The 13021-nt window shown below is 69.1% G+C and carries 11 protein-coding genes; 5 read left to right on the top strand and 6 right to left on the bottom strand.

Annotation, left to right across the window (positions count from 1 at the left end; translation table 11 throughout):
* Positions 1-186 precede the first annotated feature (186 nt).
* Entirely contained in the window at positions 187-1134 is a 948-nt protein-coding gene (locus tag ABZ796_RS02940) for a YafY family protein (protein ID WP_357334492.1), read from the top strand.
* Here the strand turns inward: ABZ796_RS02940 and ABZ796_RS02935 are convergent.
* Genes ABZ796_RS02935 through ABZ796_RS02925 form a run of 3 tightly spaced genes read right to left on the bottom strand, consistent with a single transcriptional unit; the run spans position 1123 to position 3213 of the window.
* Entirely contained in the window at positions 1123-1674 is a 552-nt protein-coding gene (locus tag ABZ796_RS02935; protein ID WP_357334491.1) for a GNAT family protein, read from the bottom strand. The two genes, ABZ796_RS02940 and ABZ796_RS02935, sit on opposite strands and share 12 nt — an antisense overlap.
* An 8-nt stretch (positions 1675-1682) precedes the next feature.
* Positions 1683-2474 (bottom strand): serine hydrolase, encoded by a 792-nt coding sequence (locus tag ABZ796_RS02930; protein WP_357334490.1) that lies wholly within the window; start codon positions 2472-2474, stop codon positions 1683-1685.
* 10 nt (positions 2475-2484) lie between these two features.
* Entirely contained in the window at positions 2485-3213 is a 729-nt protein-coding gene (locus tag ABZ796_RS02925) for a hypothetical protein (RefSeq protein ID WP_357334488.1), read from the bottom strand.
* A gap of 132 nt (positions 3214-3345) precedes the next feature.
* Here ABZ796_RS02925 and ABZ796_RS02920 point away from each other — a divergent pair, with 132 nt between their 5' ends.
* The 4 genes from ABZ796_RS02920 (at position 3346) to ABZ796_RS02905 (ending at position 7102) form a co-directional block, all read left to right on the top strand.
* Entirely contained in the window at positions 3346-3990 is a 645-nt protein-coding gene (locus ABZ796_RS02920) for a peptidoglycan-binding domain-containing protein (RefSeq protein WP_357334487.1), read from the top strand.
* Between the two features lie 67 nt (positions 3991-4057).
* The gene (locus tag ABZ796_RS02915) at positions 4058-4426 is read left to right on the top strand and encodes a sterol carrier family protein (protein WP_357334485.1); all 369 of its coding nucleotides are present in this window, start codon (positions 4058-4060) and stop codon (positions 4424-4426) included.
* A gap of 270 nt (positions 4427-4696) precedes the next feature.
* Positions 4697-5611, top strand: a complete 915-nt coding sequence (locus tag ABZ796_RS02910) for a hypothetical protein (protein ID WP_357334484.1) — start codon at positions 4697-4699, stop codon at positions 5609-5611.
* 126 nt (positions 5612-5737) lie between these two features.
* Entirely contained in the window at positions 5738-7102 is a 1365-nt protein-coding gene (locus ABZ796_RS02905; RefSeq protein WP_357334482.1) for a dipeptidase, read from the top strand.
* A 103-nt stretch (positions 7103-7205) separates the two neighbouring features.
* Here ABZ796_RS02905 and ABZ796_RS02900 read toward each other — a convergent pair whose 3' ends face one another.
* The 3 genes from ABZ796_RS02900 to ABZ796_RS02890 all read right to left on the bottom strand — a co-directional run bounded on the left by ABZ796_RS02900 (position 7206) and on the right by ABZ796_RS02890 (position 12930).
* A complete protein-coding gene (locus tag ABZ796_RS02900; protein WP_357334481.1) occupies positions 7206-8975 on the bottom strand; it encodes an ATP-binding protein in 1770 nt (589 codons plus the stop codon).
* A gap of 172 nt (positions 8976-9147) precedes the next feature.
* Positions 9148-10992, bottom strand: coding sequence for a HAMP domain-containing sensor histidine kinase (locus ABZ796_RS02895; protein ID WP_357334479.1), 1845 nt, complete (start codon positions 10990-10992; stop codon positions 9148-9150).
* Positions 10993-11040: 48 nt separating this feature from the next.
* The gene (locus tag ABZ796_RS02890; RefSeq protein ID WP_357334477.1) at positions 11041-12930 is read right to left on the bottom strand and encodes a HAMP domain-containing sensor histidine kinase; all 1890 of its coding nucleotides are present in this window, start codon (positions 12928-12930) and stop codon (positions 11041-11043) included.
* Positions 12931-13021 lie beyond the last annotated feature (91 nt).

Below are 13021 nucleotides of genomic sequence, written 5' to 3'. Positions count from 1 at the left end.
AGGTTCTGTCCGCTTTCGAAAATTTCTTCCGAGATCGGGTTTAGAAGTCCGAGGAGCGGGTATGAGGGGGAGGGCGCGGCGTCGGTCGGCTCGAGGAGGGGGCGAGCCGACCGGCGTGCGGGCGTGATCCAGGTTCGCGGGTAATCAGGCCACGAACTGACCGCAATGAAGCCTAAGGTCGATGTCATGAGTACGAGCGCCCGGATGCTGCAGCTCCTCTCGCTGCTGCAGACCCACCGTTTCTGGCCCGGCACGGAGCTGTCCGTACGCCTCGAGGTCAGCGACCGTACGCTGCGGCGCGACATCGAGCGGCTGCGCGATCTCGGCTACGACGTGGACGCCACCCGCGGGGTGGCCGGCGGCTACCAGCTCCGGGCCGGCAACGCGCTGCCACCGTTGCTGCTCGACGACGAGGAGGCGGTCGCGATCGCCGTCGGGCTGCGCACCGCCGCTGCCGGCATGGTCGCGGGGATGGGGGACACCTCCGCCCAGGCGTTGGGGAAGGTCGTCGCGCTGATGCCGCCGCGGCTGCGGCGGCGGATGGACGCGGTCACCTCGCAGACCGACTCTCTGCCCTGGGGAGGCCGGGTCCCGCTGGACGCGGGTGTGCTCGGGATCCTGGCGCAGGCCTGCCGCGACGACGAGGCGCTGACGTTCACCTACCAGGCGCCCGAGGCCGAGCCGACCCGGCGCCGCGTGGAGCCACACCGGCTGGTGACGCTCGGCAACCGCTGGTACCTCCTCGCCTACGACCGGGTCCGCCAGGACTGGCGCTCCTTCCGCGTCGACCGGGTCAGCGACCCGATGACGACCGGCCAGATGTTCCGACCGCGGGAGATCCCGGGCGGGGACGCGGCGACGTACGTGCAGGCGGGGATCCGCTCCCGTCCAGCCGTCCACGAGGTCTGCGTCCACTTCGGCGTCGAACCCGAGGTGGTCGCGCAGCAGGTGGGACGCTGGGGCGAGGTCGAGCCCGCCGAGGGTGGCTGCCGGCTGCACATGCAGGTCGACGATCTGAGCTGGCCGATGATGATCCTCGCCGGCGTCGACGCCGACTTCACGGTCGAGCAGCCCACCGAGCTGGCCGAGCTGGTCAAGCAGGCGGGGGAGCGGTTCGTCCGCTCATCTGTCTGACCGGGCCAGCCACTCCTCGCGCAGGAGCCCGTAGACCACGAGGTCCCGGCGCTCGCCCGGATAGGCCTGCGCGCCGCGCATGGTGCCCTCGTGGGTGAATCCGAGCCGCTCGGCGACCGCACGGCTGCGCTTGTTCATGACCGAGGTGTCGATGATCGCCCGGGCGATGTCGTACTCGTTGAAGAGCGTGTCCAGCAGCGCCGAGACGGCCCTGGTGACCAGGCCGCGGCCCTCGTACGCCTCGCCCAGCCAGTAGCCGATCGTGGCCGACTTCTCGTAGAGGTTGATCCGCGCTGTCGTGGCGCCGGCGACCTGGCCGTCCTGGCGGATGATGCACGGGACCGCCTCGCCCTTGACCCACTGGTTGAGCAGGTAGGTGCCGAAGCCGGCGACGCTCAGCATGGTCTGGTTGCCGTGCGCCCACGGCTCCCACTCGCGGAGGTGGTCGAGGTTGGCGTTGATGAGCCGGTGGACGGCGAAGTCGGTCGATCGGTCACGCAGGACCATCTCCGCGCCGTTCCCGAGGTCAATGCTGAACAACTGATCTCCTACCGTGCCGGACCGGGACCTGGAGCGTAGCCGTCCTGCAACGCCTCCAGGATCAGCGTGCCGTACGCCCGCATCTGAGCGAGCACCGGGACGACCTCACCCTGGAAACGGCAGATGACCGCGTAGGCCGCCTGCCGACCGCCGACGTCGAGCAGCCCGACCTCGGCGCGGACACCGTCGTCGGTGCCGGTCTTGCTCCACACCCGCAGGGCGTCGGTCGGATCGGTCGGGGAAGGATCGGTGTGGGCGAGCGGGTCCAGGCCGAAGGCGGCGGAGACCATCGACAGGTCCGCGGACGGCGCCAGCCAGGACAGCACGGTGGGGTGCGGCGTACGGAAGTACGCGACCCAGTCGGCGGCGCAGCCGATGGAGAGCGTCGGCGGGTGCTCGGGCTCGCGTACGTCCCGGACCGAGTCGTTCAGCATCGACCCGCCCGCGGCCAGCCGCCGGGCGACGGCCTGGACCGGAGCGAGACCGACGTGGCCGAGGAGCACGTTGGTGGCCAGGTTGTCCGAGACCGCGCCGATCAGCCGGGCGCAGTCGTTCAGGGTCAGCGCGGGGACGTCGAGGTGTTGCCACAGGCCGCTGTCGCCGACCGGCTCGACGCTGTCCTTGCGCAGCATCAGCGGCCCCAGCGACGGGTCCTCGTCGAGCAGCTCGGCGAGGTGGTGCAGCAGGAAGATCTTGGCGACGCTGGCGGTCGGCAGCAGCAGGTCCGAGGCGGACTCGACGAGGGTCTCACCGGAGCCGGTGTCGACCGCCAGGATCGACCACTCCGTCCGTGAACTCATGCCATGGAGCCTAGACAGGGCTGGAGGACTGGTCCTCACGCAGCTCGCCGACGACCTGGATCTTCTGCCAGATCTTGCGGGAGAGGTCGACGGTGAGGCCCTCGACGGTGCTGACCGTGTCCAGGACGACGTTGTCCTGGGAGTCCTCGGCACACAGCGCGGCCGTCTTGCCGACGAGGCTGAGCAGCTCGGAGCAGTACTCCAGGTAGTGGATCAGCTGGTCGGCGTCGAGGGTGAGCTTGACGCTGGCCGAGGTCTCCTTGAACCCGCTACGCAGCCGCTCGGGGTCCTTGGTGAGCTGGTGCATGTCGATGATGTGGGCCAGCGAGCGCAGCCGGTGCAGGAGCTTCAGCGCGCGCGACCTCAGCAGCCGCTCCGGGATCGTGTAGAGGAAGAAGATCGCGACCGCGGCGAAGATGAGGTCGTTGACGGTGCTCTCCATCAGCGGCAGCCACTGCACGCCGGTGAGCGTCTCGTCGCCGAACGCCGTCGCGAGACCCCAGACGATGGCGGCCAGCGTCAGCGCGAGGACGACCAGGATCAGCACGCGAGAGACCGCGCGCGTCCACAGCAACCGTCGCCGGAGCCGGTCCCCGGGGCCGGAGGACTCCCTGATCAGGCCGGCCAGCTCCTCGGCGACCTTCACCAGGCCCCGGTCGGGGAAGCGGGCCGCGATCCGTCCGTGCAGCGTCTCGACGGTCGTCAGCACCATCTCCGACTCGAGTCTCTCCAGTCCCACGGTCGGACCCTATCGGCTCGGTACGGGAAAGGTACGGGAGTTCACAGACACCGGTGGCCCTTGACGTTCTGCGGTCGGCCGAGGAGCCGGCACGGCCGCACCGAAGCTCCACGGACAGGAAGCAGCTCCACGATGAAACCCACCATGACCACCGCCGCGCGCACCCCGATCGTCCGGCGTATCGCCGTCGTCGCCGCGGGCCTGGCCGTCGCCGTCTCCTCGGCCGTCGGCGTCTCCGTCGCCACTGCTCCCGAGGCGCAAGCGGCGAGCTGCTCGACCAAGACCGTGAAGCTCGGCAGCAAGGGCACCTGCGTCAAGGAGCTGCAGCGGCGCCTGGGTGCGCTGAGCGCCGACGGTGTCTTCGGCACCGGCACCCGGAACCGCGTACGTTCCTTCCAGGCCGATACCGGACTCTCCGCCGACGGGGTCGTGGGCAAGAAGACCTGGGGAAAGCTCAACCGCTACGGCACCGCCGTCGGGTGGGTTGCCGGGGGCATCCTGTTCGCCTGCAGGAAGAGCTCCACCGAGATGCACTTCTCGCTGTGGAACAACACCGGCAAGCACGCCCAGTGGGAGTACAAGGTCACCGGCGGCACCTACTACGCCGACAGGACCACCACGAAGAACACGATCAAGCGGTTCACCTTCGACAGCCGGGAGACCAGCTTCAACGCGCGGAAGCTCGGCGTCTGGGTCGGTTACCTCGACCCCGCGCACTACAAGTCCACCACGAAGGTGCGTGACTACAAGCGCTCCTCGCTGCGGACCTGCGCCTGACGCGCCGTCCCTGACGTACGTCGCCTACCGCCCGGTCCCTGGTGGCCGCGGCGGTAGGCTCGCCGCTGTGCCCGCACGACTCAAGCCCGCCCCGGCCGCAGAGGTCTCCGCAGCACTGGGGCGGTTGACGGGATCGCCGGAGAAGGCCGACCTACGACTGCTGACCAAGCACTTCCTCGCCCTGCTCGAGCAGCGCGCGCCGGGCAAGAGCGTCGAGGTGCGCGTCCCGCCCTTCGCCGCGGCGCAGGTCATCGAAGGCGTACGCCACACCCGCGGCACCCCGCCGGCGGTGATCGAGACCGACGCGGTCACCTGGATCGCCCTCGCCACCGGCGCGATGACCTGGTCGGATGCCGTCGATCAGGCCCGGGTCAGGGCCTCTGGAGAACGCACCGACCTATCGGCGTACCTGCCGTTGGGCGCGACGGCGGGGTAGTCCGGTAGCGAACTGCCTAAATACTCGCAGGTAATAGGCAGTTCGCTACCGGACTAGCCCGACGATCGCCGTTATCCACAGCCTCGACGATAAGGCAGTGAGAGTTTCGGGGATGGCGTTCATCCTGGGGCCATGGTGATGCATGCGGAGCATTTCAGGCCACGGCCATGGTCGGAGGAGCGGCCCCAGGTGGTGATGCCGGTGCCGCTGGATCACACCGGGCGGACGGGGCCGACCACGCGACAGGCACGTGGTCGCGGGTGGAGGCGGGTGTGGCGCGGGCTATACGTTCCGGCGAGCGTCGATCAGGACGACGCGCAGCAGCGCGTGCTGGAGGCGGCGACGCTGCTGCCCAACACCGGAGCCGTCACCGGATGGGCGGCGTATGCGTGGGCAGGGGCGAAATGGTTCGCCGGGATGGGCGAACGGCGGGCGATCACGTTGTCGACCTACGGGCACAAGATCGCCAAACGGCCCGGGGTGGAGATCTCGGCCGAACGGATGCCTCCCCAGGAGCGCTGCTGGGTGGACGGGATCCCGATCACGAACCCGGCGAGGTCGGTCGTCTTCGAGATGAGGTATGCGCCGGACGTACGCGAGGCCGTTCGTTGGCTTGATCTGGCGTTGGCGAGCGATCACGTCAGTCGGGTGGAAGCGGCGGCGTACGTCTCGACGTTGAATGGCTGGACCGGCGTCCAGGTCGCTCGGGATGCGATCGTCCTCTCGGACGAGAACGTCTGGTCGCCGACCGAGGTCGACCTGCGGCTCTGCTGGCGGCTGGATCTACAGCTCGAGAACATCGTCTGCAATCGTCCGGTGTTCGATCTTGATGGTCGGCACATCGGTACGCCTGACGTGCTCGATCTCGAGGCCGGCGTAGTCGGGGAGTACGACGGAAAGGCCCATCTGCAAGGAAAGCAGCGCGCCACCGACATCAAGCGAGAAGCTCGCTTCCGTGCATCGGGGCTCGAGTACGTCACCATGGTCTCCCGAGATCGCTTCGAGCCGAGCGGATTCCTTCGTCGGACGTTGGAGGCGAGGTCCAGGGCTCGCCGGCTCCCGGTTGCCGACCGCCGCTGGACGATCGATCAGCCGAGATGGTGGATCCCCACTCACACCGTGGAACAGCGCCGTGCCTTGAGCGCTGCAGAACGAGGGCGATTCCTGGGGCGTCGTGCCGCGTAGGTGCCGAGCGTCGGGGTAGTCCGGTAGTGAACTGCCTAAGTACTCGCCGGTAATAGGCAGTTCGCTACCGGACTACCCCGGATACCCCGCCTACACCGCCATCCCCCTCCCAGATAATCTCACTCTATGAGCCACTCCACCGAAGACATCAAGGCCCGTGTAGACGACCTGTTCCCCGGGATCCGCAAGGACCTCGAGGACCTGGTGCGGATCGAGTCCGTCAGCGCGGACCCCGAGCGTCTGAGCGAGGTCGAGAAGAGCGCGGAGAAGACCCGCGACCTCTTCGCGGCCGAGGGCTTCGACGTGGAGATCGTGCGCGCCTTCGACGGCGCCCCGCCGGCCATCGTCGGTGAGAAGAAGGGCCCCGAGGGTGCCCCGACGGTGCTGCTGTACGCCCACCACGACGTCCAGCCGGAGAACGACCACAGCGACTGGGACACCCCGCCGTTCGAGCCGACCGAGGTCGGCGACCGGCTCTACGGTCGTGGTGCGGCCGACGACAAGGCCGGCATCGCGGCCCACATCGGCGCCGTCCGGGCTCTTGCCAGCCTGGACGAGCGCGGTGAGCTTCCCGTCACCGTGCGCCTCTTCATCGAGGGCGAGGAGGAGGTCGCCTCGGCGACGCTGCCCCAGCTGCTCGAGAAGTACCAGGACAAGCTGAAGGCCGACGTCATCGTCATCGCCGACTCCGGCAACTGGGACATCGGCGTCCCGGCGCTGACGACGTCGCTGCGCGGCCTCATCCGCGTCGACGTCCAGCTCCGCACCCTGGGTCACGCCGTCCACTCCGGCATGTGGGGCGGCCTCGCCCCCGACGCGATCATGGCCCTCGTACGTCTCCTCAACACCCTCTGGGACGAGGACGGCGCTCCCGCGGTGGAGGGGCTGGTCTCCGGGAAGGCGGCCGACGTCGACTACCCCGAGGAGCGGCTCCGCGCCGAGTCCGGGGCCATCGCCGGCCTGCAGTGGGTCGGCAAGGGCAGCGCCGTCGAGCGGATGTGGACGCAGCCGGCGATCACGATCACCGGTCTGGACGCCCCCAAGGTCGACGGCGCCTCCAACACGCTCTCCCCGAGCGCACGCGCGAAGGTCACCATCCGGATCGCCCCGGGCGACTCCGGTGAGAACGCCGTCGCCGCCCTCACCAAGCACCTGGAGAAGCACGTCCCGTGGGGCGCCGAGCTGACCACGAAGGTCGTCGACACCGGTGAGCCGATCGCCCTGGACGCGACCGGCCCGGCCTACGACGCCGCCCGAGCCGCCTTCACCGAGGCCTGGGACGGCACCGCCCCGATCGACATGGGCGTGGGCGGCTCGATCCCGTTCATCGCGGAGTTCCTCGAGGCGTTCCCGCAGGCCAGCGTGCTGGTCACGGGCGTCGAGGACCCCGACACCCGTGCCCACGGCGCCAACGAGGGACTCCACCTCGCCGAGTTCCGGAAGGTCGTCGTCGCCGAGGCGCTGCTGCTCCAGAAGCTGGGTAGCCGCTGACCGTTCACCGAGTCACCTCGGTCGAGTGGCACTGCCTTCGTGGAGCTCCGCGAAGGCAGTGCGCGCTCACCGAGATACCTCGGTGAACATCCGCAGCCGCGACCTAGACCCCCGGCAGCGTCAGCGCCACCCGGGTGCCTTCACCAGGGCGTGAGTCGAGCTCGACCAACCCGTGGTGGCGCCTGGTGATCTGCTCGACCAGGGTCAGCCCGAGCCCAGCTCCGCGCGATCCACCCAGCGCGGAGTTGGAGCCTCGGTAGAACGGGTCGAAGACCTCCGGTTGCTCTTCGTAGGCGATGCCGACACCGGCGTCGGCGAAGATGATCGTGACCTCGCTGCCGGCGCTGTAGAGCATCAACTGCACCCGCGAGCCACGGTAGCTGTAGGTCAGCGCGTTCTTCACCAGGTGCAGGAACGCGGCGCGCAGCTCACGAGGGTCACCGACGACGTACGCAGGCCCGGTCGGGGTTGTCAGGACGCACTCGATGTCCTTCTGGGCGGCGTCGGGATCGAGCTCGTCGAGCACGTCGTCGAGCATCTCGGAGACCTCGATGGTGGTCTCGCCGGGGGCGTTGGCAGGGTCGCGGATCCGGGACAGGAGCAGCAGGTCGCTGACGATGCCCTCGATCTGGGCGCTGCGTACGGTCAGCGTCTCCACCTGGACGATCCACGGCAGGGTGTTGGCCTGCTCGCCGGCCAAGGCGTTCAGCGACGTGCCGAGCGCGTTCACCGGGATCCGCAGCTCGCGGGCGACGGCCTCGATCAGCCGGTTGCGTTCGCGGTCGGCGTGGGCGAGCTGCTGGGCGAGGTCGCGCTCCTGCGTGTAGGCGTTGGCGGTGAGCACGATGCGCCCGAAGTCGCGGCCCAGCTCCATCGCCAGCCGGCCCTCCGCGTCGGTCCAGGTGGGCCGCCCGGGGGAGCGGAGCAGGACGATGTGGCCGAGCCACTCGTGGTCGGCGCCGACCGGCACGACCAGTGCGCTCTCGGCGCCCAGGCTCTCGAAGAACTTGTTGGCCACGACGGCCTGCTCGCTCCACTCCGAGGAGTCCGTGAGCCGCTCGCGGCACAGGATCGAGTAGGTGCCCTCCACCCAGTAGCGGGAGGTGTTCCGCGAGGTGAGCGCGGCCAGGCCCGGGTCGGGGTCCCACTCGAGGCCCGGGGTCGCGTGCACGACCATCTCGTGGCGGGGGCCTTTGGTCGCCATCCAGATGCCGTCGGCGCCCAGACCGCGGATCAGTGCGTCGTGGCTGGCGTCGAGCACGTCGGCGAGGCTGAGCTTGGAGCTGGCGTCGCGCAGGAGCTCCTTGGCGGTCTCGAGGTTCGCGGCGCGCTCGTAGAGGCGCTCGCGCTCCAGGTAGCCGCGGACGACCCGCTGGGCACGCTTCGCGAACCGGTTGAGAACCCGGCGCTGGGTGAAGTCGGGCCGGCGGCCGCTGACCGGCATGTCGACCGAGAGGCAGCCCTGGATGGAGCCGTCGTCGCCGAGGATCGGCGCGATCAGCATGTCGTGGGGGTGCCACGCGTCGGCGGCGTCGATCATGTTCGTGGTGGAGACCCAGCTGCCCTCGTGAAGGTTCACCCGCTCATGGGGAATGAACCGCCAGGCGCCCCAGTTCTCGCCGCGGGAGAGGTTGTCGCGCAGGTCGGAGAGCGCCCACCGGGTGCCGAGGATCTCCTCGGCCGTCTCCCGTCGGCCGTGCGCGTTCAGGCCGCTGATGAAGCCGTGGACCGCGACCACCTCGAGCTCGTCGCCGCCGACCACGTTGATCGCGGAGATGCCGAAGCCGAGCAGCTCGCAGATGCCCTCGGAGATCATCTGGAGCGCGGGATCCGCCACCGGCAGCGACGTCCTGCTCGGCGTGCTCGCAGGCACGTCGATGGCATCGACTGACTGTGGTGGGGGCATCCTTGCTCTCGGGTAGGTCGGTCAGGCAGGTGTTGCAACAGCGTGGCAGTCCTGAGGACCTGGGCACCACGGAGTGTTGCACGAAACGCGCGCCCTGTGCAGCCGCAGGCGTCGGTCTCGACCAGATTGTGACGTTTGGTTAACCCAGTGAGGTGGCGTCGATGGCCAACGGAAGGACGAGGGAGACACGAGTGCCGGTGCCGGGCTCCGAGCGCAGCGTGACGCGGCCGTCGTGGCGGCGCGCGACCCGGTCGACAATGCTGAGCCCGAGGCCGACGCCCTTCCTGCCGCCGATCGCCTGGCTGGACCCGCGGTAGAACTCGGTGAAGACCTGGATCTGCTCCACCGCAGGGATGCCGACGCCGTTGTCGGTCACCGAGATGGCCGCCTCGCTCGCGCTCTCCACGATGTAGAGCCGCACGTGGCCGCCGCGGTGGGTGTAGACCAGCGCGTTGTCGACCAGCCGGAGGATCGCCGCCTTGATCTCGCTGCGGTCGCCCAGGATGTAGACGCCGCGGGGCGGCACATCGATGCTCACCTCGATCCCACGCTTCTCGGACTCGTACGTCCTCTGCTCGAAGATCTCCTGCAGGAGCGAAGTCAGGTCGACGTGGGTCAGCGTCGGCCGCGACATGGGGTCGGAGAAGCGGGAGAACAGCAGCAGGTCGTCGACCATCGCGACCAGCTGGTCGGACCGGCTGATCAGGTTGCCGACCTGCTGGAACCAGGTCGGCGAGCCGCGGTCCTCGTGACGCATCGCGTCGATGCCGGTGGTGAGGGCGGTGAGCGGGCTGTGCAGCTCCTGCGCGACGGACTCGATGAGCCGGCTGTGCACCTTGTCGGCGGTGGCGAGCCGCTGGGCCAGGTCGCGCTCCTGGGTGTAGGCGTTGGAGGTGAGCACGATGCGACCGAAGTCGCGACCGAACTCCATCGCCAGCCGTCCCTCGGCGTCGGTCCATCGTGGGCGGCCGGCGCCACGCACCAGCACGAGGTGGCCCAGCGCCGTCGTCTCCACGCCGATCGGCACGACCAGGAGCGAGTCGGCCCCGACCGTATCGAGGAAATCGATGCCGAGCCTGGCGAACTTCTTCCGCTCGGCATCGACGTGGCGCAGGGCGTGGAGGAGCAGTTCCCGGTTGACGATGGCGTGCTGGCCGTCGTGCCACAGCCGGGTGGCCTGGTAGGCCTGCCCCGCGGCGATGTTGTTGCTGTCGCCGGGCTTCCAGCCGAGATCGGGGGAGGCGTAGACCACGGATCCGCCGTCGCCGTCCTGGGCCTGTACGTAGAGACCGTCGGCGTCGAGACCGCGGCTCATCGCCTCCTGGGTGGCCTCGAGCACCCCGGTGAGGCCGAGCTGGGAGTTGGCCTCGCGCAGGAAGCTCTGGGCCTCGAGCAGGTTGTTGGCCCGCTCCTCGAGGTACTCGCGCTGCAGGGTCAGCAGCACCGTCCGCCGCGCCTGGCGGGCGAACCGGTTGAGGATCCGCTGCTGCCGCCGGCCGGGCCTGCGGCCGTTGGTCGGACGGTCGATCGACAGTACGCCGACGAGCTCACCGTTCTCGTCGTAGAAGGGGGCCAGGAGCTCGTCGAGCTTGTGCCAGGACTGCGGGTCCTTCAGGACGTCCTCGTCGGTGTCGGGGACCCAGTAGCCCTCCGCCTCGCCGATGGTGTTCTTCTCGTGGGGGATGAACTTGATGTCGCCCCAGTCCACGGACATGTCCAGCAGGTCGGTGACCACCGAGACCGGGAACCGGGTGCCGAGCATCTCAGCCACGGTCATCTCGCCCTCGACGGTGTGACCGGTCTCGTCGCCGTAGGCGGCGACGATCTCGAACTCGTCACCTCGGCGGATGTTGATGACGGCGGCGCCGAAGCCGACGAGCTCGGTGACACCCTCCGCGATCAGCTGCAGACCCGGGTCCGGGGACGGGTACGCCTCGGAGGCGCCGGCTGGCGCGTCCGGACCCTCTGAGGGCGTACTGGTCATGGAGTTCTCCGCCGAGATGGAAATGCAACCCGTTACCGTTGCGTAAGGTTAAACAATGGGCAGCGTCACACGGAATGTGCTTCCCGCGCCAGGGGTCGAGTCGACGGATATCAGTCCGCCGCGGCGACTGACGATTCGAGACACGATCGTCAGACCGAGGCCGGTTCCTGGCTGTTTGAGCGCTGTGGGGTTGGTCGAACGGAAGAACTCGGTGAAGAGCCGGTCCTGATCCTCCGGCGAGATCCCGAGGCCGTGGTCGGTCACCCGGAGCTCGAACCAGCCGGGGCTGGTGCGCGTGCTCACGATGACCTGACCGCCCTCGGGACTGTACTTGATCGCGTTGGTGACCAGGTTGATCACCACCCGGTCCAGATCGCCCGGTGCGAGGGTCACGTAGACGTCGTCGGACGGCATCTCGAAGACGAGGTCGTGGGCGTCACTGGTGGGCATCTCGGCGCTGAGCTGGCTGTGGACCTCCGCGAGCACGGGCGCGACCTGGATGGGCACCGTGGTCGGCAGGTGGTCGGGGTCGGAGACCTTCGACAGCATCGCCAGGTCGGCCACGATCTTCTCGGTGCGGTCCCGGTTGCGCGTCAGTGCGGTCAGCACCTCGGCGTACTCCTCCTCCGACTCCGCGTAGGGCAGCGACTCGATGTTCCACCGGAACGCGGAGAGGGGGTTCTTCAGCTCGTGGGCGACCGTCGCGATCAGCCGGCTCTTGTGGGCCTCCAGTTCGCGCAGGGAGTCGACCGCCGCCTTCTGGCGCAGGTACGCCCTGGAGTTGTGGACCACGCGGCCGAAGTCGCGGCCGAGGTCGGCGGCGGTGATCAGCTCGAGCTCGCTCCAGTGGGGCTTGTCGGGACCGCGGCCCAGGAGCATCGCGCCGTACCAGGTCTGGCCGGAGCCGATCGGGACCCCGACGATCGAGCCGACCTTGTAGTGGCGGATCCACTCGGTGATCAGCCGCTGCGCCTCCGGGTCGGGGTGGGGCAGCCGCTCGGCGCCGTCGGGGGTCTGCACGGTGATGCTGCGCTGATCCCAGAGGTATTGCCCGTAGTCGACCATGAACGGGCTGGTCAGGTCGTCTATCGGGAGCTTGAAGTCCTCCCGGTAGACCTTGGTGCGGATGCCGCGGCCGCCCGGCTTGGACATGTGCAGCCAGAAGTCGGTCAGGTCGAGCACGTCGACCAGCCCCGTGCTCAGCGAGTTGAGGATCTCGTCCGGGTCGAGCTCGCGCCCGGCGCGGCGGATCACGTCGCGGGCGGCCTCGGCGAGGCGTACCTGCTCGGACAGCTCCTCACGCTCGAGGGCGAGCAGGATGGCACGCTGCGCCTGCACCGCGTGGCGGCCGAGCACGGCGCGCTTCTCCGGGTTCGGGCGGAGCCCGTCGGTCGGTACGTCGACGATCAGGGTCCCGCGGAGCCTGCCGGCGTCGTCGCGCAGCGGCGCGACCAGCAGGTCGAGCGGGTTCCAGGCCCCTGCGGCGTCGATCGTGGTCATCGTCGGGATCCAGCCGTACACATCGGCGGTCGGGTCGAGCCGCTCCGCCGGCACGAACTTGAAGATGCCCCAGTCGTCGGCCCGAGCCAGCTCGGCCTCGAGCCGCTCGATCGGGGTCACCGTGCCGAGCAGGTCGGCGCGGGCGGAGTCCTGGCCCGAGACCACCACCATGTGGAGGTGGCCGTCGGCCCGCGCGACGCTGATCGTGGCCATCTCGAAGCCTGCCAGCGCGGTCAGGCTGTCGGCGATCAGCTGGAGGTCGGAGAGATCCTCGCCAGGGGTGAGGAGACCACCGATCTCGGCCAGATCGGTCGTGATCGTGGTCATCGTCGTGGTCAGGTCGCTTCTGGCGCGCTTCCCGCCCAACGGGGGTGGGGCGAATCCCGGCGGCACCGTCAGTCGGTGACCGCCGGCGGGCGTGGGCGGTGGAGAAGTCATCGGATCGATTATCCGGGATGTCGGTCCCGGGCGGTAGGGCAGACGTGGATCGTTCTTTACATTCATGATTCCGAGACGTTCATGTGACCAC

It is taken from the genome of Nocardioides sp. NPDC047086 (genome assembly GCF_040643685.1).
GTDB lineage: Bacteria > Actinomycetota > Actinomycetes > Propionibacteriales > Nocardioidaceae > Nocardioides.
This window is presented reverse-complemented; position numbering and strand designations above follow the sequence as displayed.